This window comes from Hyphomonadaceae bacterium BL14 (assembly GCA_027627705.1).
Taxonomy (GTDB): Bacteria; Pseudomonadota; Alphaproteobacteria; order Caulobacterales; family Maricaulaceae; genus Oceanicaulis.
Genome location: CP091242.1, coordinates 1,608,874 through 1,630,055, shown reverse-complemented (window position 1 = coordinate 1,630,055; position 21,182 = coordinate 1,608,874). Strand labels below are relative to the sequence as shown.

21 protein-coding genes are annotated in these 21,182 nt (G+C 67.9%); 9 read left to right on the top strand and 12 right to left on the bottom strand.

Features of this window, described 5'->3' with window-relative positions; all coding sequences use genetic code 11:
* The first annotated feature begins 1 nt into the window (after position 1).
* Both astD and astB read left to right on the top strand, forming a co-directional pair.
* Positions 2-1,456 carry a succinylglutamate-semialdehyde dehydrogenase gene (gene astD, locus L2D00_07845; protein WBQ11766.1) on the top strand — a complete coding sequence of 485 codons (1,455 nt, stop codon included), beginning with the start codon at positions 2-4 and terminating at the stop codon, positions 1,454-1,456.
* Positions 1,453-2,805: an N-succinylarginine dihydrolase gene (astB, locus tag L2D00_07840; protein ID WBQ11765.1), complete on the top strand. Its 1,353-nt coding sequence runs from the start codon at positions 1,453-1,455 to the stop codon at positions 2,803-2,805. The genes astD and astB overlap by 4 nt, the downstream gene beginning before the upstream one ends.
* On the opposite strand, the gene L2D00_07835 is transcribed toward astB, so the two are convergent.
* The 8 genes from L2D00_07835 to L2D00_07800 all read right to left on the bottom strand — a co-directional run bounded on the left by L2D00_07835 (position 2,802) and on the right by L2D00_07800 (position 12,753).
* Positions 2,802-3,371, bottom strand: coding sequence for an acyloxyacyl hydrolase (locus tag L2D00_07835; protein WBQ11764.1), 570 nt, complete (start codon positions 3,369-3,371; stop codon positions 2,802-2,804). The genes astB and L2D00_07835 overlap by 4 nt on opposite strands.
* Before the next feature lie 62 nt (positions 3,372-3,433).
* Entirely contained in the window at positions 3,434-4,264 is an 831-nt protein-coding gene (locus tag L2D00_07830) for a dienelactone hydrolase family protein (protein ID WBQ11763.1), read from the bottom strand.
* 118 nt (positions 4,265-4,382) lie between these two features.
* Positions 4,383-6,998, bottom strand: a complete 2,616-nt coding sequence (gene clpB, locus L2D00_07825; GenBank protein ID WBQ11762.1) for an ATP-dependent chaperone ClpB — start codon at positions 6,996-6,998, stop codon at positions 4,383-4,385.
* A 134-nt stretch (positions 6,999-7,132) separates the two neighbouring features.
* Positions 7,133-8,875, bottom strand: coding sequence for a sulfate permease (sulP, locus tag L2D00_07820; protein WBQ11761.1), 1,743 nt, complete (start codon positions 8,873-8,875; stop codon positions 7,133-7,135).
* 9 nt (positions 8,876-8,884) lie between these two features.
* On the bottom strand, positions 8,885-9,292 hold the full coding sequence (locus L2D00_07815; protein WBQ11760.1) for a TIGR01244 family sulfur transferase: 408 nt from the start codon (positions 9,290-9,292) through the stop codon (positions 8,885-8,887).
* A gap of 95 nt (positions 9,293-9,387) precedes the next feature.
* On the bottom strand, positions 9,388-10,350 hold the full coding sequence (gene argC, locus L2D00_07810) for an N-acetyl-gamma-glutamyl-phosphate reductase (GenBank protein WBQ11759.1): 963 nt from the start codon (positions 10,348-10,350) through the stop codon (positions 9,388-9,390).
* Positions 10,347-11,690 (bottom strand): acetylglutamate kinase, encoded by a 1,344-nt coding sequence (locus tag L2D00_07805; GenBank protein ID WBQ11758.1) that lies wholly within the window; start codon positions 11,688-11,690, stop codon positions 10,347-10,349. Before L2D00_07805 ends, argC begins: the two co-directional genes overlap by 4 nt.
* 61 nt (positions 11,691-11,751) lie before the next feature.
* Complete coding sequence (locus tag L2D00_07800) at positions 11,752-12,753, bottom strand: N-acetylornithine carbamoyltransferase (protein ID WBQ11757.1); 1,002 nt, start codon at positions 12,751-12,753, stop codon at positions 11,752-11,754.
* 95 nt (positions 12,754-12,848) lie between these two features.
* Here L2D00_07800 and L2D00_07795 point away from each other — a divergent pair, with 95 nt between their 5' ends.
* The gene (locus L2D00_07795) at positions 12,849-13,781 is read left to right on the top strand and encodes a histone deacetylase (protein WBQ11756.1); all 933 of its coding nucleotides are present in this window, start codon (positions 12,849-12,851) and stop codon (positions 13,779-13,781) included.
* 63 nt (positions 13,782-13,844) lie between these two features.
* Here the strand turns inward: L2D00_07795 and L2D00_07790 are convergent, their stop codons facing one another.
* From L2D00_07790 to L2D00_07780, 3 genes are read right to left on the bottom strand one after another with little or no spacing between them, the layout of a single operon-like run.
* Positions 13,845-14,003: a DUF2256 domain-containing protein gene (locus L2D00_07790; GenBank protein WBQ11755.1), complete on the bottom strand. Its 159-nt coding sequence runs from the start codon at positions 14,001-14,003 to the stop codon at positions 13,845-13,847.
* Between the two features lie 3 nt (positions 14,004-14,006).
* A complete protein-coding gene (locus tag L2D00_07785; protein WBQ11754.1) occupies positions 14,007-15,551 on the bottom strand; it encodes a deoxyribodipyrimidine photo-lyase in 1,545 nt (514 codons plus the stop codon).
* Between the two features lie 8 nt (positions 15,552-15,559).
* Positions 15,560-15,958 (bottom strand): DUF393 domain-containing protein, encoded by a 399-nt coding sequence (locus tag L2D00_07780; GenBank protein ID WBQ11753.1) that lies wholly within the window; start codon positions 15,956-15,958, stop codon positions 15,560-15,562.
* A gap of 47 nt (positions 15,959-16,005) precedes the next feature.
* Between L2D00_07780 and L2D00_07775 the strand changes: the two genes are divergently transcribed.
* From L2D00_07775 to L2D00_07755, 5 genes are all read left to right on the top strand, one after another.
* Positions 16,006-16,998, top strand: coding sequence for an NAD(P)-binding protein (locus L2D00_07775; GenBank protein WBQ11752.1), 993 nt, complete (start codon positions 16,006-16,008; stop codon positions 16,996-16,998).
* An 87-nt stretch (positions 16,999-17,085) separates the two neighbouring features.
* On the top strand, positions 17,086-18,003 hold the full coding sequence (locus L2D00_07770) for a hypothetical protein (protein ID WBQ11751.1): 918 nt from the start codon (positions 17,086-17,088) through the stop codon (positions 18,001-18,003).
* Entirely contained in the window at positions 18,000-18,611 is a 612-nt protein-coding gene (locus tag L2D00_07765) for a DUF2796 domain-containing protein (GenBank protein ID WBQ11750.1), read from the top strand. The genes L2D00_07770 and L2D00_07765 overlap by 4 nt, the downstream gene beginning before the upstream one ends.
* Before the next feature lie 50 nt (positions 18,612-18,661).
* Positions 18,662-19,189 carry a DUF3299 domain-containing protein gene (locus L2D00_07760; GenBank protein WBQ11749.1) on the top strand — a complete coding sequence of 176 codons (528 nt, stop codon included), beginning with the start codon at positions 18,662-18,664 and terminating at the stop codon, positions 19,187-19,189.
* Between the two features lie 381 nt (positions 19,190-19,570).
* A complete protein-coding gene (locus L2D00_07755; GenBank protein ID WBQ11748.1) occupies positions 19,571-20,227 on the top strand; it encodes a 50S ribosomal protein L11 methyltransferase in 657 nt (218 codons plus the stop codon).
* 13 nt (positions 20,228-20,240) lie between these two features.
* On the opposite strand, the gene L2D00_07750 is transcribed toward L2D00_07755, so the two are convergent.
* Positions 20,241-20,552 (bottom strand): hypothetical protein, encoded by a 312-nt coding sequence (locus tag L2D00_07750; GenBank protein ID WBQ11747.1) that lies wholly within the window; start codon positions 20,550-20,552, stop codon positions 20,241-20,243.
* Positions 20,553-20,696: 144 nt separating this feature from the next.
* Between L2D00_07750 and L2D00_07745 the strand changes: the two genes are divergently transcribed.
* Positions 20,697-21,143: a MarR family transcriptional regulator gene (locus L2D00_07745; GenBank protein WBQ11746.1), complete on the top strand. Its 447-nt coding sequence runs from the start codon at positions 20,697-20,699 to the stop codon at positions 21,141-21,143.
* Positions 21,144-21,182: the final 39 nt, after the last annotated feature.

Sequence of the window (21,182 nt, the reverse complement as noted above, 5' to 3'; positions counted from 1 at the left end):
CATGACCGCGTCCCTCTTCATCAATGGTGCCTGGCGTGATGGCCGCGCCGCTGCCTTCCGCTCCATCGATCCGTCCAGTGCCGATACCGTCTGGGAGGGTGCTGCCGCCTCGCCGCAGGATGTGCGCGCGGCCTTTGCGGCAGCGCGGGCAGCCTTCCCGGACTGGGCGCTGGCGGAGTATGACACGCGCCGTGCCATCGCTGAACGGTTCGGCGAGCTCCTGAAAGAACGCAGCGAGACCATCGCCGAGCTGATCGCGCGCGAAACCGGCAAGCCGCTCTGGGAGGCGCGCACCGAAGCGGGCGCCATGGCCGGCAAGATCGCGGTATCGGTGAAGGCTTATGCGGAGCGGACCGGAACCACCCGCACCGAAACCGATTTCGGCGAGCAGACGCTGGAGCACAAGCCGCTGGGCGTCATGTTCGTGCTGGGGCCGTATAACTTCCCCGGCCATCTGCCCAATGGCCATATCGTCCCGGCCCTGTTGGCGGGCAATACGATTGTCTTCAAGCCGTCTGAACTCACTCCGGCCATTGGCGCGCTGATGGCGCAGCTGTGGGCGGACGCGGGCCTGCCCGACGGCGTGCTGAATCTGGTGCAGGGCGCGCGTGAAACCGGTGCCGCGGCGCTGGATGATCCCGATCTCGATGGCGTGCTGTTCACCGGCTCCTGGGCCACGGGATCTTTCATCCACAAAAAGTTCGCCGGACGCACCGGAATTCAGCTGGCGCTGGAGATGGGCGGCAACAACCCGCTTGTGGTCTGGGACGCCGCCGACGCCGGGGCTGCGGCCCGCGTGGCGGTCCTGTCGGCCTACATCACCGCCGGTCAGCGCTGCTCGTGCGCGCGCCGCCTGATCGTGCCCGAAGGCCAGGCGGGCGACGCCGTGGTCGCGGCGGTCGCCGCCCTGATCCCGCAGCTGACGCTGGGTGTCTGGAACGCAAGCCCCGAACCTTTCATGGGGCCGCTGGTCAGCACCCACGCCGCTGATCAGGTGCTCAAGGCCCAGGACGCGCTGCTGGCGCTGGGCGCGCGCGCGATTGTCAAGGCAGGGCGGGGCCCCGGACCGGCCTTTGTAACGCCGGGCCTGTTGGATGTGCAGGGCGTGAAGACGCCGGACGAGGAAGTGTTCGGCCCGCTGCTGCAGGTGCGCCGCGCGGCAAGCTTCGAGGCGGCTTTGGCCGAAGCCAACAACACCGCCTATGGCCTGGCTGCAGGCCTGGTCAGTGATGATGCCTCGCTTTGGCCGCGCTTCCGCGCGCTGGTACGGGCGGGCATTGTGAACTTCAACCGGCCGACGCCGGGTGCCGCGTCGACCATGCCGTTCGGTGGCCCCGGCCAGTCCGGCAATCTGCGCCCCAGCGCCTTCTATGCAGCCGATTACTGCGCGTATCCGGTGGCAGCCCAGGCGGCACCCACCCTGGTGCGTCAGGCGATCAAGGGGCTCGATGGATGACCGGCGCGGTGGAAGCCAATTTCGACGGGCTGGTCGGCCCGACCCATAATTATGGCGGGCTCGCGCCGGGCAATCTCGCCAGCGCCAAAAATCGCGGTGCCGTGGCGCGTCCGCGCGCCGGGGTGCTGGAAGGCCTCTCCAAGGCGCGAAGCCTGGCCGATGCGGGGCTGGTCCAGGGCCTGCTCCCGCCGCAGGAGCGTCCGGATATTCCGGCCCTGCGCGCGCTGGGCTTTACCGGCCGCAGTGATGGCGCGGTGTGGGAGGCGGCTTACAAGGCCGCGCCGGAACTGGCGCTGAACATGCTGTCGGCCTCGTCCATGTGGGCGGCCAATGCCGCCACCGTCTCGCCGGGCGTGGATGCAGCGGACGGGCGTGTGCATTTCACGCCGGCCAATCTGGTGACGGCGCTGCACCGGTCCATCGAACACCGGCAGACCCAAAAGGCGCTGTCGCGCATCTTCGCCGATGAGCGCCGTTTCGCCGTCCACGACGCTCTGCCCAGCCAGGCCCATTTCGCCGATGAAGGCGCGGCCAATCATGTGCGCCTGTGCGCGCAGCATGGCGCGCCTGGCGTGGAGATTTTCGTCCATGGCCGCGACGCGTTCGAGACCTGGCAGGCGAAGTATCCCGCTCGCCAGACCCTGCAGGCCTGCGAGGCGGTCGCGCGCCGCCACGGACTCGATCCGGCGCGCACCGTGCATATCCGCCAGTCGCGCAAGGCCATCGAGGCGGGTGCCTTCCATAATGACGTGGTGTGCGTGGGGACCGGCCCGGTGCTGTTCTATCACGAGCACGCGTTCGAGGATTCCCCCGCAGCCCTCGACGCCATCCGCCGCGCCGCGGACGGCCTGTTCGAGCCGGTCTTTGTGGAGGTGCCCGACGCCGAGGTCCCGCTGATCGACGCCATCACCTCATACCTGTTCAATTCCCAGCTTCTGATCTGGCCGGGCGAGAGCCGCCAGGTCCTGTTGGCACCGAAGGAGACTGAAGAGACCGCTTCGACGCTGGAATATTCCCAGCGCCTGACCGCCGGCAATGGACCCATCGGCGCGGTTCAGTTCGCTGATGTGCGCCAGTCCATGCGCAATGGCGGCGGGCCAGCCTGTCTGCGCCTGCGCGTGGTGCTGGATGAGGCCCAGCGCGCCGCGGTCAATCCGGGTGCCTGGCTGACGGCGCAGCGTCATGATGCGCTCACCGCCTGGGCCCATACCCACTACCGCGAGACGCTGGCTCCGGGCGATCTGGGCGATCCGGCTCTGGTGGATGAAAACCGGGCAGCGCTCGACGCGCTCACCGGCATTCTGCAGCTGGGATCGGATTTCTATCCGTTCCAGAGGGCCGGCCGTTAATTCCCGAACCGGTAGCCGAGCCGCACGCCGATCTCGTCCAGTGCCTGGTTGCGGCCATTACCCAGGATCTGGCCGTGAGAATAGTGCTCGTAGAACACGCCCACGCGCCAGGTGTCGTTCAGGGCGTAGTCGGTCCCCAGGCGCAGGTGGAACTGAAAGTGCGAGCCGAGCCCGGCGCGGGTGGCGGCCAGGCGGATGCGGTCGGGATTGTCGGGCGGCAGATCGACATAATCGGTCACGCCATCATGATAGGCGATGCCCCATGAGCCCTCGACAGACAGGCGCTGGGTCACCGGGCCTTCCCAGGCCAGCCCCACAGCGCCCAGATTGGTCAGGCCCGCCGTGTTGAACGAGCCCATGATATAGGGCCGCGGGGCGTACGCCCAGTTCAGGAAACCGGGACTGTCAAACAGTGCCTCGACGATGATCTGTGACCCGTCCTCGGTGCCGTTATACACGTCATGAGCGGCCACCCCGACCCGCAGCTCGCTGAGCTGGGCGTGGGCGGGCGCGCCAAGCGCGCAGGCGGCGGCGATAGCGCTGAGCGCGGCGATACGGCAAAGCATGACGGTTACCCCTGCTGATCGAGTCGCGCGACGATACTCCGGTGACCCGGCTGCGGCTAGAGTCAGGTTGTGGCGTCGTCGTCCGTCTGCAGCCTGCCGGCAAGATAACCCAGCACCTCGCGCGCGGCCTCGAAGGTCGGCTGGCCGTCTTCTGCGATCAGGTCTTTGGTGAGGACCGCATGGGGGAAGGGATTGCCCTTCGGGTTCTTGGCTGAGTCCGGCATGACCCGCGTCAGGGCGCGGTCCGGCCCGATGAGATCGGTGAGGGCGGCGAAGCGCTCGGCCTTGCAGGACGGATCGCCGTCAAAGCGCAGCGCCATCACCGGCAGGTCGCTGCGCGCTTTGAGGCCCGCCGCTTCGGCCGGTGTAAGGTGCAGCCCGCCGGCATTGTTGAACGGCACGGCGGGTTCGGCGGCCACGGCGGCGGCGACGCTGGGGTCAATCGCCACCGACCACGCGAAATTGCCTGACAGGCACAGACCCACCGCGCCCACGCCCGGCCCGCCGCACTCGGCATGGGCCTGACGGGCGAGCGCGCGCAGCCAGTCTGAAATCGGCGACCCGCCCTCGCGGGCGAACAGGCGGATCTCTCTGGAGATGCAGGCACGCGCCATGCCGCCCACCCGGCCATGCAGGGCCAGAACCTCCTCCAGATCACTGCCCGCCGGGTCCATGTAAGCGGGAGCATAGACCCGGAAGCCGGCCGCCTCGATCCAGCGCGCCAGCCGCCAGAACTCGCTCACAAACCCCGGCAGCTCATGCATCAGGATGACGCCCGGCCCATGGCCGCTGGCGAGCACCGGATGGGCCATGCCTGCACCGTCAAAATCGAACACCGTGTCGAACGGCGTGCGGTCGTCCAGGGCCAGGGTATCGGCGAAGGGCAGGGTCATGAGGGGGCTTGCATCTTGAGGGGCGGGGGAATGAAACGCGCCGCGATCATTCCCGCTGCCGGCCCGAAGGGCAAGGCCTGTCCCGGCACCCCTTAGGAACGCCGGGACGGCCACACCCCTACTGGATCGTCGCTTGCGCCGGGGGCCGCGCGTTGCGGCTGACCGCGTGGCCGTTGACGGTGAGGGCACCGGCTTCAGACGACACGGTGATCATGTCGCCGTCGTTGAGCTTGCCAGCCAGGATCAGCCGGGCCAACGGGTCCTGCAGCTCCTTCTGGATCACGCGCTTCAAAGGCCGGGCGCCATAGGCCGGGTCATAGCCCTTCTGCGCCAGCCAGCTGCGCGCCGCCTCGTCCATGGAGAGCGTCATGCGCCGGTCGGCCAGCAGGGCCTCCAGGCGTTTGAGCTGGATGTCCACGATCGAGCCCATGTGCTGCTCTTCGAGGCGGCGGAACAGGATGATCTCGTCAATCCGGTTCAGGAATTCCGGGCGGAAGGCCGCGCGCACCGCGCCCATCACATTGTCCCGGGCATCCTCCACATCGCCCGACAGAAGAAATTCGGACCCCAGATTGGAGGTCATGATCAGGATGGTGTTCCTGAAATCCACCGTGCGGCCCTGACCATCGGTCAGCCGGCCATCATCGAGCACCTGGAGGAGCACGTTGAACACGTCCGGGTGGGCTTTCTCCACCTCGTCAAAGAGCACCACCTGATAGGGCCGGCGGCGCACGGCCTCGGTCAGGGCGCCGCCTTCGTCATAGCCCACATAGCCCGGCGGGGCACCGATCATCCGGCTGACCGAGTGCTTCTCCATGTATTCCGACATGTCCAGGCGCGTGACCGCGCTTTCATCGTCGAACAGGAACTCGGCCAGCGCCTTGGTCAGCTCGGTCTTGCCGACGCCCGTGGGGCCCAGGAACAGGAAGGAGCCGATAGGCCGGGCGGGGTCCTTCAGCCCCGCGCGTGAGCGGCGCACCGCGTCGGACACCGCTTCCAGCGCATCATCCTGACCGACCACGCGCGCGCGCAGGCCGTCCTCCATGGCCATCAGCTTCTCGCGCTCGCCTTCGAGCATCTTGTCCACCGGCACGCCGGTCCAGCGGCTGACCACGCCGGCGATCTGCTCGTCGTCGACAACCTCCTTGACCAGCACGCCCTGGCCATTGGCGGCGCTGGCGGCTTCGGCGTCGGAGAGGCGCTTTTCCAGCTCCGGGATGCGGCCGTATTTCAGCTCCGACGCCCGCGCCAGATCGCCCCGGCGCTCGGCGTCGGCGAGCTCGGCGCGCAGCCGGTCCAGCTGCTCCTTCACATCGGTGGCGGACGCCAGCTTGTCCTTCTCGGCGCGCCAGGCGGCGGTCATTTCATTGGAGCGCTGCTCCAGCTCCGACAGCTCTTTCTTGAGCGTTTCCAGACGCGTGCGCGAGGCGTCGTCCTTCTCTTTCTTGAGCGCTTCGCCCTCGATCTTCAGCTGGATGATGCGCCGGTCGAGCTCGTCCAGCGCCTCCGGCTTGGAATCCACCTGCATGCGCAGGCGCGCCGCCGCCTCGTCCATCAGATCGATGGCCTTGTCGGGCAGGAAGCGGTCGGTGATGTAGCGGTTGGACAGGGTCGCGGCGGCGACAATCGCGCTGTCGGCGATGCGCACGCCGTGGTGCACCTCGTACTTCTCTTTCAGCCCGCGCAGGATGGAGACCGTGTCCTCCACGCTCGGCTCGTCGACAAACACCGGCTGGAAACGGCGCGCCAGCGCGGCGTCCTTCTCCACATGCTTGCGGTATTCATCCAGCGTCGTGGCACCGATGCAGTGCAGCTCGCCGCGCGCCAGAGCGGGCTTCAGGAGATTGGAGGCGTCCATCGCCCCGTCCGTCTTGCCCGCGCCCACCAGGGTGTGCATCTCGTCAATGAACAGGATGATGCCGCCGGCGGCCGCTTCCACCTCTGACAGCACGCTTTTCAGGCGCTCCTCGAACTCGCCGCGATACTTCGCGCCGGCAATGAGCGAGCCCATGTCCAGCGCCATCAGCTTTTTGTCTTTGAGGCTCTCAGGCACATCACCATTGACGATGCGCAGGGCCAACCCTTCAGCGATGGCGGTCTTGCCCACGCCCGGCTCGCCGATCAGCACCGGATTATTCTTGGTGCGCCGCGACAGGACCTGCACCGCGCGCCGGATTTCCTCGTCTCGGCCGATCACCGGATCGAGCTTGCCCGCGCGCGCCGCGGCCGTCAGGTCGCGGGCGTACTTCTTAAGCGCCTCATAGGTGTCTTCGGCCGACTGGCTGTCGGCGGTGCGGCCCTGGCGCAGATCATTGATCGCGGTGTTGAGGCCCTGGGCCGTCACGCCGGCCTGCTTGAAAATCTCGGCCGGCTTCGTACCCGCCACCACGCTAAGCGCCTGAAGCAGGCGCTCGGCGGTGACGAACTGGTCGCCAGCCTTCTGCGCCGCTTCCTCGGCGGTGGTGAAGACTTCGGCCGTGCGCGGTGCCAGATAAAGCTGGCCGCCGCCCTCCACCTTGGGCAGGGCGTCGAGCGCGCGCTCGGTCAGGTCCTGCACCAGCTCCGGGCGCCCGCCCGCCGCGCGGATCAGATTGACCGCCAGCGCGCCTTCATCATCCAGCAGCGCTTTCAACAAGTGCTCGGGCGCGAAATGCTGGTGCTTGCGCCTCATGGCCAGGCCTTGCGCGGCTTGCAGCACAGCACGGGCGCGATCGGTGAATTTCTCGATATTCATGGCGGCTATCCGTCTCCTGAGTGTCAGCGAGACAGGCGGGCCGGGACCTTGCTTGAAGCGCCCCGTCCGCCCGGTTCAAAGCGCATGTAGGTGTTGCATATCGGGCACACAAGAGCCGGCCAACTGCGGCGATTTTACCGCGCGACACCTGCCAGCGCGCGCTTCGCCGTCTCCGGGTCAAGCGCGGCAAAGGCTTCGTATTGCGACAGGAAGACCTGCCCCGACAGCGCCTCCAGGAAGTGCGAGCGCTTGAGCCGGTCCATGACCGGGCCCTTCACCTCGGACAGGTGCAGCTTGATATCCGTGCTGGCCAGGCGCGTATTGATGGCCTCGAGGCTTTCCAGCGCGCTCATATCGATGAAATTGACCGCCGGGCACATCAGGATGATGTGGCGCGCGTCCGGGTTTTCGGCGACGAGCTGATAGACCCGGTCTTCGAGATAGCGCGCATTGGCGAAATACAGGCTTTCATCCACCCGCAGCGTCACCACCAGCGGCGAGGTGATCACCGCGTGGCGCTCGATGTTGCGAAAATGCTCTCCGCCCGGCACCTGACCCACCACGGCCGCATGGGGCCGGCTGGTGCGGTAGAGGAAGAGCACCAGCGACAGGATCACGCCAACGCTTACGCCCGCTTCCACCCCCATCACCAGCGTTACGGCGATGGTGGCGGCCATGGCGGCGAAATCGGCTTTGGAATACCGGAAGGCCCGCCCCAGCGCCCCGAAATCCACCAGCGACAGCACCGCCACGATGATGGTCGCCGCCAGCACCGCAATCGGCAGGTGAAAGATCAGCGGCGTCAGGAAGGCCGCAGCCAGCAAGATACCCGCAGCTGTAAAGGCCCCTGCTGCGGGCGTAGCGGCACCGGCGTCGAAATTGACCACCGAGCGGGCAAAGCCGCCGGTCACCGGAAACCCGCCGCTGAGCGAGGCCGAGACATTGGACGCGCCCAGCGCGACCAGCTCCTGATCGGGGTCGATGCGCTCGCGCTTCTTGGCGGCCAGGGTCTGGGCCACCGACACCGATTCCACAAACCCGATCACCGAGATCAGCATGGCCGAGGCCAGCAGGAGCTGCACCAGTTCCAGCTCGAAGCTCGGCAAGGTGAAGGGCGGCAGCCCTTGCGGCACCTCGCCCACCACCGCCACGCCGCGCGCGCCGAGATCGAACACCAGCACCGCGCCGATGGAGGCGGCCACCGCGATCACCGGGCCGATCTTGGTGACGATGCCGGCGGCTTTCTCCGGCACGCGCATGGCCATGAGAAGCGGTTTCAGCCCTGAGCGCACGAACAGCAAAAAGCCCAGCGCTGCGGTGCCAACCGCCAGCGTGTAGGGATTGGTCTGCATTACCGATCCGGTCAGGCTCGACACGATTTCCACCAGCGTGTGACCGCCGCCCGGTACGCCCAGAATATGGCGCAGCTGGCTGGCCGCGATGATCACGCCCGACGCCGTGATGAAGCCGGAAATGACCGGGTGGGACAGGAAATTGGCCAGAAAGCCCAACCGGAACACGCCCATCAGCAAAAGGATCACGCCCGACAGGAAGGCCAGCGTCACCGCCGCCGTGGCGTAGCCGATGGTGCCGGTGTCTGCGATCTGCCCCACCGCCGCCGCCGTCATCAGCGACACCACCGCCACCGGCCCGACCGCCAGAGCCCGGCTGGTGCCGAAGATCGCGTAGGCGATCAGCGGCGCGATGGAGGCATAGAGCCCGGCCTCGGGCGGCAGACCGGCCAGCAGCGCGTAGGCCAGTGATTGCGGGATCAGCATGATCGTGACGATCACCGCTGCGGTCAGATCGCTGGCCAGCGTTTCGCCTTTATAGCGCCGCCCCCAGTCCAGGATCGGCAGATAGCGCGACAGGCGCATGGCGCCGCCTCAGCCTTCCAGCTGGCTGCGCAGGCCCGAAATGTCGTAACCGGCATCGGCGGCGCGGGAAATGATTTCATCCGCGCTCAGGCCGTCTGGCCGGCCCAGCGCCCACAGCACCGTGCACCGCGTGCCCGAGCGGCAATAGGCGAGCGTCTTGCCTTTGGCCGAGGCCTCCTTGAACGCTGCCACCGCGTCGGGCGGAAACTGGCCGCCGGACACCGGGATATGCACAAAGCTGAGGCCCGCCGCTTCGGCCGCCGCGCGCAGGGCCGTGGCATCCGGCTGGCCCGGATCTTCATGGTCGGGCCGGTTGGCGATGATCACGGAGAAGCCCGCCCTGGCCGCCTGCGCCACGTCCTCGGGCGAGATTTGCGGGCTTACGGACAGCTGGTCGGTGAGGGTCTTGGGGGTCATGGGTCTTGCGCCTCCATGGAGTGGAGCGGGAACATTCTCTATCCACTCATAAGCTGCCGCGCAGATGGCGTCGACCAGCCCGGATCACAAGGGCGTCACCACGCCGCAGGGTGCCAAGTCTCCAACCCCTCAAATTCCGGCAGGTCCAGCGCCAGCGCCAGGTTCTGCATCGCCTGCACGGCGGCACCTTTCAGGAGATTGTCCAGCGCGCACACGATGACCGCGCGCCGGCCGTCTTCGCTCAGCGTCAGCCCGCCCAGCACCGCGCCGGGCCGGTTCGCGCCGTCGGTGATTTCAGGGATGGCGTCCATGACGCGGATCAGTGTCTCGCCTTCATAAGCGCTGGCGTAGGCCGCATGCAGCTCCGCCGCGCTGACGGCCTGAGCAAATTCCAGCTGGGCGGTCATGACGATGCCGCGGAAGAAGGCCGCCACATGGGGGCTGAAGCGCACCTCATGGCCCAGATGCCGGCTCATCTCGCGCTCATGGACATGGCCCGCGAGCATGTAGGGCATGAGATTATCTTTCAGCGCGGCCAGATCATTCTTGCGGCTGGGCGTGGTCCCGGCACCGGAATAGCCTGACACACCAAACAGATGCGCCGGGCCGGACAGCCATGGCCTGACCGGGGCCACGCACAGCTGACCTGCCGTGGCATAGCAGCCGGGATTGGAAATGCGGCGCGCGCCGGTCAGCGCCCCGCGCCCGTAAATCTCCGGCAGGCCATAGATCCAGGCGTCATCAAAGCGGTAGTCGGCGGAGAGATCCACCAGCACCGTGTCCGGCGCCTGCGCATCAAATGCCGCCACGTAGGGCGCGGCCTGTCCGTTGGGCATGGCCAGGATCACTGCGTCCACGCCGCGCGATGCGCAGGCTTCCGGGTCCAGCGCCTCGAATGTCAAATCCGCCGGCGCTTCGGGGGCGAGCTCGCGGACCGGCGTGCCGTCCATGGCGCGCGAGACCGCAAACGACAGCCGCATGTCCTCGCGCCGCGCCAGCAGCGCAATCAGCTCGCGCCCGGTATGGCCGCGCGCCCCGATCAGGCCGACGGTCTTCATGCTTCCTCCAGCGTCGGCGGCAGGGCAGAGATGCGCGCCACCATGGCCGGAATGCGTGTCAGGTCCGCTTCGCCCCGCCAGAATACGGTCCAGCGTCCCTGCTTCACCGCGCCATGACAGGTGGAATAATAGAACTCATTGACCGGATTATCGCTGCGCGAGCGCCAGTACAGGCGCGGCGCATGGGCGATCAGACGTTTCCAGACCGCCCCGCCCAGACCCTCGCCGCGGGCCTCGTCCAGCACCGCGAACTTGTCCAGATACACTGCATCGCCGAGCCGCGCGGTGATCGCTGCCGCGCGGTATTGCTCGGTCACAAACGTGCGCTCGAAATCCAGCCGGTCGAAATAGTCCGCGACCGGTTTGCGCCCGAACGAGCTTTCGATGAGGTGCGCCATGCGGGCCCGGTCGATCTCGTCAAGCGAGGTCAGCTCCAGCATGCGCTCGCCCTTGCGCACCAGCGTGCCGGCGCCGGCATGGGTGAACAGCTCCTTGGCCAACTCCTCGGGCCGTGTGATCGACACCGAGCTCGACAGCGGCAGATCATCAAGCAGGCGCTTGATCTCCTGCAGTTTCAGCCGCATGCCGCCCGTCACCCAGTCGGCGGCCATGAGGTCGTCATGGTCGGTGGCCAGGTTGATCGCCGAGATCGGCGCGCCCGACGCGTCCAGCAGGGCGCCGGTCCCGGTCAGGAACACGATCTTGTAGGGCTGCAGCTCATGCACCAGGGCCCGCACCGCACTGTCTGCGTTGACGTTCACAAGCCTGCCGTCGGCCGTATCGCCGAGGCAGCCCAGGATCGGCGCCTGGCCCGCGCGCGCCGCCGCGGCGACCAGTTCCAGACGCACGCGTGTGGGCGAGCCCACGCGGCCGAGCCTGGCCTCGTCGATCAGGTCTGCCTCGAACACGCCAGACGGAATGGCCGCGGCGCGTCCGCCCCGGTCGCGCACGGCCTGGACGAGTTTCAGATTCACGGCTGTCAGCGTGTCGCGCACCACGCCCATGGCCGCGGGAGGCGTGATGCGCAGGCCGTCCACGCGCTCCTCAGGATAGCCGGCTGCTTCCAGCGTGGCGTTGAGCTGCGGTCCGCCGCCATGCACCACGATCGGTGCCAGCCCCACCGATTGCAGAAAGGCCAGCGCGCCGGCGAGCGCATCCAGGTCTTCCTCGATGATGGCTCCGCCCACCTTGATGACGGCGAAGCGTTCCTGATCCAGAGCGGAAAAACGCGTGAGGTATTCGCGGATCTCCTTGCCGTCGCGCATGTTGGACAATAGCTGCACGATGGCCGCGCGCACCGGCGCGGGCTGGGCGGGGGCTTGGGCGGATTCACGGGTCATGGGCGGATCATCCGGACTGGACTGCAGACAAGGACAGGGGCGCAAGGATTGACGGCGCGCCTCATCGCTCCTCGATCATGCGCTCCATCAGCGCCTTCTGCACGTGCAGCCGGTTTTCCGCCTCCTCAATTCCGAGGAAGGCCGGGCTGTCGACCACCGCATCGGCGATCTTCACATTGCGCCGCATGGGCAGGCAGTGGCTCACCACGCCGGCGTCCGTCAGCGCCATCTTGGCCTCGTCGATAATGAAACCCGCGCCTTTGGCGCGATAGGGTGCCTCGGCGTCCCAATTACCGTAGAAGGGCAGCGCGCCCCAGCTCTTGGCATAGACGGCGTGGGCACCGGCATAGGCGGCTTCAGGGTCGGTCGTCACGGTCAGGGATGTTCCCGCTTCACCGCAGAAGCGCTGGGCCGCGCCCATATAGCGCTCATCCAGACGATAGACCGCGTCCGGGATCAGCAGGCGCACGTTCATCCCGAATTTCGACGCGATCAGCAGGGCTGAATTGGCCACCGCCGTGTTCAGCGGCTTGGGATGCGGCACCCAGGTCAACAGGAAGTCCTTGCCGCGTACATCGCCCATACGGTCCTGCAGCGCCATCATCAGCGCCAGTTCCTGACAGGGATGGACGATGGTCTCCATATTGATCACCGGCACGGTGGCGTGTTTGGCATAGGCGGTGATCAGCGGGTCTTCGCGCTCGGATGTCCAGTCCTGAAACTTGGGAAAGCAGCGGATCGCGATCAGGTCGACATAGCGCGACAGCACCCGCGCCGCCTCGCGCACATGCTCTTCGGGGTCGCCGTCCATCACCGCGCCGTCATGAATTTCCAGCGGCCAGGTCTGGCCGCGCGCGTCCAGCACGATGGCGTGCCCGCCCAGCTGGCGCGCGCCCAGATCAAACGAGGTGCGCGTGCGCAGGGACGGGTTGAAGAACATCAGCGCGATGGACTTGCCCTTCAGCGCCTCGCCCTGGGGGCTGTCTTTCAACACGCGCGCGCGATCGATCATGGCCTGCAGCTCGTCGCGGGACCAGTCTTCGGTGCTCAGGAAATGACGCATGGCGCAAGGCTCCGGAAAGCGCGGCGAGAGTCGAAGCCAAGCGGTGTAATCGCCTGCGTGCGCCTTGGCAAATGACGTTGCAGCCACGCCCCCGCGTGCTAGCTCTCAGGCCCATGGTCGAGGTGGTGTTTCACGAGGCGTATGTCGCGGCGGGCGTGCCCGCCGGTCACCGCTTTCCCATGGGCAAGTTCAGGGCGGTCGCCGGCGAGCTGATCGCCAGCGGTCTGATCACGGACTGGGACGCGTTTCACCGGCCCGCGCCGGCCCCCGCCGCTTGGCTGCAGCTCGCCCATGACCCGGCCTATGTGGATCAGGTGCTGGGTGCGGCGGTGCCGGCCCCGCTGGCCCGGCGCATCGGGTTGGAGATGACGCCGTCCGTCGCCCTGCGCTCGCAATGCGCTGTGGCGGGCACGGCTTTGGCAGCAAGACTGGCGCTAGAGCATGGCGCGGCCTGCAATACCGCCGGCGGCAGCCACCATGCCGATGCACAAGGCGGTGCGGGTTTCTGCGTCTTCAATGATGTGGCCGTCGCGGCCCGGCTGTTGCTCGCTGAAGGCGCAGTCCAGCGCGTGCTCGTCATCGATCTCGACGTGCATCAGGGCGACGGCACGGCGCGCATTTTCGAACAGGACCCCCGCGTCTTCACCCTGTCGGTTCATTGCGAGGCGAACTGGCCGCGCCGCAAGGCGATGTCGGACATGGATATCGGCCTGCCCCAGGGGACCGAAGACGCCGCCTACCTCGCCGCCGCCCGCGCCGCGGTGGACGACGCGCTGGAGGCCAGCCGGCCCGATCTGGTGTTCTTCAACGCCGGGGTCGACCCCCACCGCGAGGACCGGCTGGGCCTGTTGTCGCTTACGAACGAGGGGCTGGCCGTGCGCGAAGCGATGGTATTCGACGCCTGCCTCAAACGCGGCGTGCCCGTCACCGGCGTGCTGGGCGGCGGCTATGCCCGCGATCTCGATGCCCTGGCCCGGCGCCACGCGCTTCTTCACCACGCGGCGGATGCGGCGCTGAGGCGGTACTGAGCATTTTCAGCAAAAGTGGGGACCGGTTTCGCGGTTCGACAATGCGACAAAGCAAAAGGCAAGCTAGCGGCTACCCGCACACCGTTTCGAGCAATACTTCACCTCGTCCCAGACCCGCTCCCATTTCTTGCGCCAGGTGAAGGGCCGCCCGCACGTCACGCAGGTTTTCTGCGGCAGATCGGCTTTGGCGGTCGCGTTGCGGCGGTTGGATCCTTTGGCCATGGCTCAGAACAGGCTCCCTTGCGCCGGATCGGGTGCGGCTTTCGCCTTGCGCCGCTGCGTTGCCGATCCGGTCTGTTTCAGCCCGGATTTTCGGCTGCCGTGGCGGGCCTGGATGGCGTCGCTGGCGGGCCCGTGCCCGGCACTGCGGCGCAGGGCGCTGAGCTTTGCCTTCGCCTCGCGCGCGGCCTGTTCGTGATCGACGATGCGGTCGGGATAGATGACGCCCAGCCGCACCCCCGCCGCCTCCAGCACCCCTTGCGGCGCGCTCCAGGGCGCATGGCGGAAGGGCGCGGGGAGGGCGGCGAGCTCGGGAACCCAGCGGGCGATGAACACGCCATCCGGGTCCTGATCCATGGATTGCTTCACCGGGTTATAGATGCGCGGCGTGTTCACGCCGGTCACGCCCGACTGCATCTGGAACTGGGGATAGTGAATGCCCGGCTCGAAATCGGTGAAGCGGCGCGCCAGCGCCTGGGCCGGGCGTTTCCAGTCCTGCCACAGATGATAGCTGGAAAATGCCGCGGCCATGGCGCGCATGCGGAAATTCAGCCAGCCGGTATGGTCCAGCGCGCGCATGCACGCATCCAGAAACGGCAGGCCCGTGCGGCCCTCAATCCATCGCGCCAGCGTCTCCGGGTTGGCCTCCGGCCGCGCGCCGCGATAGGCCGGGTGCAGGTCGCGGACCGCCAGCTCCGGCTCGTCTTCAAACTTCTGCATGAAATGGCAATGCCAGTGCAGGCGCGAGATGAAGCTCTCCACAGAGCGCGCAAATCCCGTCTCACCTGCCGCGCGGTGAGCGGCCAGCGCGCGGCCCGCACCCTGATACGCCTCACGCACCGAGATGGAGCCCAGCGCCAGATGCGCCGACAGGCGCGAGCAGGCGTCAAAGGCGCTCACCGGCGAGGACATGGCGCGGCGGTATTCGCGCCCGCGCGCAAACAGGAAGCTTTCCAGATCCGCCACGGCCTGGCGACGCCCGCCTGTCTGGCGCTCCGGGCAGGGATCGGGGGCCAGGCCCAGCGCCGCGGGTGCCGGGACCCGCTCCGAAGGCGCGCCCGCATCCTGGAGCCGCGCGGGTGCCGGGATGACAGGCTGGCTCATGAACCCGTCCCAGCGCTTCGCCCAGCCATTGCGCGAGGCCAGCGCGCGGATCACGCCGGTCTGGCGATGCTCGATGAAGACAATGCCTTGCCGGCGCGCCCAGCGGGCCACAGCCCGGTCGCGCTCCCATGTGGCGATCAGCCCGGTTTCTTCATGGGCGTGGATGGCGTCGATCGGTTGCTGGCGGTGCAATCCCTCCAGCACCGCCACCGCCTCGCCCGTGCGCACGGTCAGCGATCCACCGCGGGCGCGCAGTGCCCGGTCGAGCTCGGCCAGCGTCTCGGTCAGGAAGGCATAGTGGCGGCCGGAATAATCGGGCTGCGCCCACAGCCAGGGCTCGATGATGTACAGACAGATGACCGGCCCGTCCGCGGACGCCGCCGCGGCCAGCGCCGCGTGGTCCTGTGCGCGCAGATCACGCTTGAACCAGACCAGCTGCGCGCCCATCGCGGCCTTCAGCCATTGGCGCGGCGGCGCGCCAGCCCTTGCAGCGCCGGCCGGATCACCAGAAAGGCGCGGTAGAGCGCTTCGCCGATCCAGACAAACGGGGGCAGGGCGGCGACATGGCCCAGCCAGCGCCAGCCGGGCGTGGCTTTCCACAGCTCGGCAAAGGCCGCGGCCCCCGACACCAGCACGCCATCGGCCCGGCGCACGTGAAAGCGCTTGAGCGCGGCGTCCTGTGTGATCTCCGGCGGCGCGCCCGCGCCTGTGCTGACATCGGTGAAGCGCGCCTGCGCGCCCTGGCGCTGATACAGGCCGATCTCGGCCCGGCACAGCGGGCAGGCGCCGTCAAAGAAGACCTCGCAGGCCGGCGCGTTAGCGGTGTCGTCAGTATTTTGCGTTTGATGTTCCATGACGCCAGACATAGGTCTTGGCGCACGGCAGAACAGGGCGGGCGTCGATGCGGGCAGCGGTGATCGGAGCGGGTTTGACGGGCGCGGCGGCGGCGCGCGCGCTGGCGCTGGCCGGGCTCGAGCCGGTCCTGTTCGACAAGGGGCGCGGCCCCGGCGGACGCCTGTCGACCCGGCGGGCCGAGACGCCGCTGGGCGAGGTGCGCATTGATCACGGTGCCCAGTTCGTCACTGCCGAAACGGCCGGGTTTCAGGCGCTGATCGACGAGGCGGCAGAGGCCGGCGCAGCGCAGGTCTGGCGTGCGCGCCTGGTCTCGATTGATCGCGTGGGCGGCATGCAGCCCTTGCGGCCCAAAACCCGCTGGGTGGGCACGCCGGGCATGAACGCCCTGGTGCGCACGGCGCTGAGCGGGCAGCAGGTCCGGTTCGCGGCGCGGGCGCTGCGCCTGTCGGGCGAACCGGGTGCCTGGCATGTGCATTTCGAGGATGGCCAGGCGGAAGGCCCGTTCGAGCGGATCGCCCTGACCCTGCCGCCTGAACAATTGATCGAGCTCCTCGCGCGCACCGACGCGGACTTTTCTCAACTGATTCATCAGACCCGCACCGTGCAGATCGGCCCGTGCTGGACCGTGATGGGCGTGATGGACGCGCCCTTTGACCCCGGTTTTGACGGTGCCCAGATGCTCGGCGGCGCGATCCGCTGGATGGCCCGCATGAATGCCCGGCCCGGCTGGCAGGGTCCGGAATGCTGGGTGCTGCAGGGCTCGACCGACTGGTCGCAGGCATTTCTGGAAGCCGAGCCTGACACCGTGACGCGGGCCCTTTGCGAAGAAGCCTTTGTACGTCTGGGCATGCCATCGCCCGTCTGGACCGGCACCCATCGCTGGCGCTATGCACTGGTCCAGCAGGGGGCAGGCAGCGCCTGTGCTATGGACCCGTCCGGCACGATCGGCGTGGGGGGCGACTGGCGTCTGGGCCCACGCGCCGAGCTGGCCTGGCAATCCGGGCTGGCTCTGGGCGCTGCGTTGGGCGAGGCTCAATAACCGCTTGCGCTTGCCATGGCGGCAGCAAGCCGCTAAACGAACGTAACAATATAACACCTATCCCAACGCCTCCGGAGCCGTGCCCGCTTGAGCCCGTTACTGTCCGCCCTGGTCTTCGGGCTCGTCGCCGCTGGCGCCGTGGGCCTGGCCGTGCTTCTGGCCCTGCGCGGCGCGGGCTTCACCCGTCAGCATTCGCCGCTCTTCGCAGCCTTTGCCGGCGGACTGGTCGTCACCCTGGCCGTGGTGGAGCTGATCCCGTCGGCTCTGGCCTCGGGCGGCTATGCGCCCTGGCTGGTGTTGGCCGGGTTTGCCGGCGGGTTCGTATTGCAGGGCGTGACCGGCGGCACCGCTGTGGCCTCTGTCTCGGCCGGGCCCGGCTCGTCGCGTGCGCGTACGGCGGCATTGGCGGCGGTCGGTGCGCTGACGGTCCATTCAGCGCTGGATGGTGTGGTATTCGCCGTCACCCACGCCATGGAGCCGGCGCTCGCGGTCACGGCCGGGGTCGGCCTGGTGGTGCATCAGCTGCCCGTGGCGGTGGTGTGCTTCATCCTGTTGCAGCGCGGCGGACTTGGCGACCGGATGGCGGCGCTGCTGGCGTTCGCGGCGGCGGGCCTGACCATGCTGGTGGCGGCGGTGATCGCGGCGCCGTCCGCTGCGGCGCTGGATCTGTCGGTGCTCAATATCCTGATGGCGCTGGTGGCGGGCCTGCTCCTGCATGTGGGTGCCGCCCATCTGCTCAGCGAGGCGCTCACCGCGGGCCTGGTACGCGGCGGCGGTGCGGTGTTCGCCGGTGCCGGCGCGGCGGCGCTGATGCTGCTGGGCCATGACCACGCCCATCATGGTGACGCGGCGCACGCTCTTCCGCATCCTCATGATCATGGCGCGCATCGCCACATTCACGCCCACGATGATGACCATGATCACGATCATGCCGGTCATGATCATGACGGTCACGATCACTCAGACCCACTTGACCATGACCAGACACAGGAGCCCAACCCATGACGCTTTCCAAACTGATGAGCTGCGCCGCGCTGGCCGTGGTGCTGTCGGGCGGCGCCGCCCTGGGTGATGACGCCCCGATGCGCCAGCTGGGCGCCCATGTCCACGGCGCGGCAGCGCTGGACGTGGCGGTCGACGCCGGCACCGGCGCGGCCCTGGTGGTGCTCAGCGGTGCCGCCTATAATTTCTTCGGGTTCGAGCGCGCCGCCGCCAACGATGACGAGCGCGCCGCCATCGACGCGGCCTATGCGGCGTTCGAGCTGGCACCGGTGGCCTTCCCCGCGGCGGCCGGCTGCACGCTGGCCACCGTCGAGATCGAGGGGACGCGCGGCGGTCACGGTCATTCGAGCGGTCACGACCATGGCCACGGCCATGATGACCACGATCACGGCCATGATGATCATGCCGAAGCTGGCCGTTATGCCGGAGATAGCGATCTTGTGATCAGCTGGACTTATGCCTGCGACACCGCCGCCCGGGCTGACCAGCTCGACGCCGGCGGCCTGTTCGATGCCTTTGAGCGGCTGGAAACCCTGCAGGCGAGCTATGTCAGCGGGAACCGGGCCGGGGCCGCCACCCTGACGCGGGACAGCGCCGTCATCGCGCCGTAACAGCATCGCGCTCTTGAAGCGGGGCGGTCACACGCGCATGTATCATCATCATGATGCGCGTGATCGCCCTTCTCATGGCCCTGTGTGCGGCCATCCTGTCCGCCCCTGCGCACGCCGTGCAGGGCGAGGCAACCGGCCGTCTTGAACTGGTCTGGTCCGATCTCCTGCCACCAGGAGAGGCCGAGCGCATCGCCCGGCTGCAGCAGGTCCAGGCGATCGAGTTCGGCTTCAATCATTTCGGCACAGATCAGATGCCGCAGCTGCAGACCTTCAACGTCGTGGAGGAACTGGACGGCCAGCGTGTGCGCATCGCCGGCTTTGTGCTGCCGTTCGATTTTTCTGCCTCGGGTCAGGTCTCGCGCTTTCTGCTGGTGCCGTTCGTGGGTGCGTGTGTGCACGTCCCGCCGCCGCCGCCCAATCAGCTCATTTATGTGGAGGCCGCCGACGGCGTAGCGGTGCAGGGCATGTGGGAGCCGGTCTTCGCTGAAGGTGTGATGCGCACCCGCCGTCACGCCAGTGATCTGGCCGACGCCGCCTACACGTTGGAACTGACCGCGTTGCAGCCCTACCGCCAGTGATGACACGTAGATGAACGCCGCCGCCTTGATTGCGGCGGGCCTGCGGCCAAAACACCATAAACCGGCACGATTGGCGACGCAGTTGGCCTCCAGTGTGAGGGTCAAGGCGGTGGGCGCGGCGCGGTTCCGGCTGCGGTTCTTCTCCCCCCGACGGCAGTTATCCGCCGCGTCCCGCCGCCTGACGTCATGGATCGGGTGCCGCTTAGCACGCGCCTTGCGAAGCCCGGTCCGGGACTCGTCTCGAGTGTGTCAGCGCGGCACGCTTTCGTCTGAGGGGGCGATCGAGAGCCGGCGCCACCTCGGGGCGGGTCCCACCTCTCTGCTCGCCTGGCAGCGTGCCGGGCGCTGGCCCCGCAGCCGGGGCCGGTCTACACCGGCACCATGACACTGACCCCCGACACCGCAGACGCCTTCATCACCCGGCACACGCGCATCACCAGCGCGCCGCTGACGCCTGAGCTGCGCTTTCATCTGGCTGACGAAACCATTGAAATCTGGACCCGCACCGAAGAGGCGCTGGGCGAGATCGGCTTGCCGCCGCCTTTCTGGGCTTTTGCCTGGGCCGGGGGGCAGGCGCTGGCGCGCTATGTCATGGACAACCGCGATCTGGTCGATGGTGCCCACGTTCTCGACTTCGCCTGCGGGTGCGGCGTGGCGGGCATCGGCGCTGCGAAGGCCGGCGCGGCCCGAGTGGACGCCAGCGAGATTGACCCGTTCGCCGTAGCGGCCGCGCGTCTGAACGCCCGGCTCAATGGCGTGGCGCTGGATGCGCAACTGGCCGATATCACCGGCACGGACGCGGGCTGGGATGTGGTGCTGGCCGGAGATGTTTTTTACGAAGCGCCCGGTGCCGCACGCATTGCAGCCTGGCTTGCCAGCCTGCATGCGCGCGGTGCCCAGGTGCTGATCGGCGATCCTGGCCGGACATTCCTGCCCAAGACACAGCTCGCAGCGCTGGCACGCTACGACACACCCGTCTCACGCGATCTTGAGGATCGCGAGGTCCGTCAGGCGCGGGTGTGGCGATTCGCCGGTTGAGACGCGTCCCGCCTCAATTGCTGTTCATGGGCGTGCCTTGGCTCTGGACATTCCGCACGGCGTCCTGGCTGACCTCCTGCATGGCGCGCCATTCCCATTCCGGACGGCACACCTGGCGCGCAGGCAGGCGCGAGCCCAGCACCGTCTGGCGCTCGCACCGGATCGCATACGGGTCATAGCCCTCGCGCTCGGCGCGGGCGAGGTCTTCTGCACTGGCGGTCGCTGTTGACGCTGACGCAGCGGTGCGCCCCGGCGCGCCATCATCTGTCGTCGCACAGGCGGTAGCGAACACGCCGATCAGTGCAGCCAAAGCAATATATTTCATAGTGATAGCATCCCCTCTCAAGACCGCCCGGCACCGCAGCCCGTTGCGGAAATCAATGACCTCAAAAACGTTACGGCCTCTCTCGGCGGCTGGCAACACGCCTAAACTCTTTCACACCCGAAGGAATCGCGTGACGTTGCGATTATGGCACGCGTTCGCGCCGTGGACCGGCGGCTGTTTTTACTGATCGAAATTGCGGCCCGGCGCCTCAGCCGGGACGCGGACCAGCGTCTGCGTGCCGAAGCCGGCGTCAGCGCCAGCCAGGCGGCGGTTCTGTTTCTGCTCCTGCGCCGGGGCGAACGGCGCATGGGCGCCATTGGCTATGTGCTGGCGCTGGGCGCACCGGCCGTGACCGGGCTGGTCACGCGCATGGAGCAGGCGGGCCTGGTGACGCGGCGGCGGGACGCAAAGGACCGGCGCGGCGCTCTGGTTGCGCTCAGCGAGGCCGGCCGGCGCGCGGCCGAGCGTGCCGACACCGTGCTGCGTGCCTTCAACACAGAGCTGGATGAGAGGCTGGGCGACGAAGCGGCCGATACGCTTTATGATGCCCTGACCCGGCTGGCGTCCGACGCGGGCGACCCGGCCGGCTGAGGCCGACGCGCCCACTTGCGCCAGAGCCCGTAATTTGTT

What these genes read in the sequence shown, in the direction of transcription:
- astD (WBQ11766.1), top strand. Translation starts at nt 2, where the DNA reads ATGACCGCGTCCCTCTTCATCAATGGTGCCTGGCGTGATGGCCGCGCC.
- astB (WBQ11765.1), top strand. Translation starts at nt 1,453, where the DNA reads ATGACCGGCGCGGTGGAAGCCAATTTCGACGGGCTGGTCGGCCCGACC.
- L2D00_07835 (WBQ11764.1), bottom strand. Translation starts at nt 3,371, where the DNA reads ATGCTTTGCCGTATCGCCGCGCTCAGCGCTATCGCCGCCGCCTGCGCG.
- L2D00_07830 (WBQ11763.1), bottom strand. Translation starts at nt 4,264, where the DNA reads ATGACCCTGCCCTTCGCCGATACCCTGGCCCTGGACGACCGCACGCCG.
- clpB (WBQ11762.1), bottom strand. Translation starts at nt 6,998, where the DNA reads ATGAATATCGAGAAATTCACCGATCGCGCCCGTGCTGTGCTGCAAGCC.
- sulP (WBQ11761.1), bottom strand. Translation starts at nt 8,875, where the DNA reads ATGCGCCTGTCGCGCTATCTGCCGATCCTGGACTGGGGGCGGCGCTAT.
- L2D00_07815 (WBQ11760.1), bottom strand. Translation starts at nt 9,292, where the DNA reads ATGACCCCCAAGACCCTCACCGACCAGCTGTCCGTAAGCCCGCAAATC.
- argC (WBQ11759.1), bottom strand. Translation starts at nt 10,350, where the DNA reads ATGAAGACCGTCGGCCTGATCGGGGCGCGCGGCCATACCGGGCGCGAG.
- L2D00_07805 (WBQ11758.1), bottom strand. Translation starts at nt 11,690, where the DNA reads ATGACCCGTGAATCCGCCCAAGCCCCCGCCCAGCCCGCGCCGGTGCGC.
- L2D00_07800 (WBQ11757.1), bottom strand. Translation starts at nt 12,753, where the DNA reads ATGCGTCATTTCCTGAGCACCGAAGACTGGTCCCGCGACGAGCTGCAG.
- L2D00_07790 (WBQ11755.1), bottom strand. Translation starts at nt 14,003, where the DNA reads ATGGCCAAAGGATCCAACCGCCGCAACGCGACCGCCAAAGCCGATCTG.
- L2D00_07785 (WBQ11754.1), bottom strand. Translation starts at nt 15,551, where the DNA reads ATGGGCGCGCAGCTGGTCTGGTTCAAGCGTGATCTGCGCGCACAGGAC.
- L2D00_07780 (WBQ11753.1), bottom strand. Translation starts at nt 15,958, where the DNA reads ATGGAACATCAAACGCAAAATACTGACGACACCGCTAACGCGCCGGCC.
- L2D00_07775 (WBQ11752.1), top strand. Translation starts at nt 16,006, where the DNA reads ATGCGGGCAGCGGTGATCGGAGCGGGTTTGACGGGCGCGGCGGCGGCG.
- L2D00_07765 (WBQ11750.1), top strand. Translation starts at nt 18,000, where the DNA reads ATGACGCTTTCCAAACTGATGAGCTGCGCCGCGCTGGCCGTGGTGCTG.
- L2D00_07760 (WBQ11749.1), top strand. Translation starts at nt 18,662, where the DNA reads ATGATGCGCGTGATCGCCCTTCTCATGGCCCTGTGTGCGGCCATCCTG.
- L2D00_07755 (WBQ11748.1), top strand. Translation starts at nt 19,571, where the DNA reads ATGACACTGACCCCCGACACCGCAGACGCCTTCATCACCCGGCACACG.
- L2D00_07750 (WBQ11747.1), bottom strand. Translation starts at nt 20,552, where the DNA reads ATGAAATATATTGCTTTGGCTGCACTGATCGGCGTGTTCGCTACCGCC.
- L2D00_07745 (WBQ11746.1), top strand. Translation starts at nt 20,697, where the DNA reads ATGGCACGCGTTCGCGCCGTGGACCGGCGGCTGTTTTTACTGATCGAA.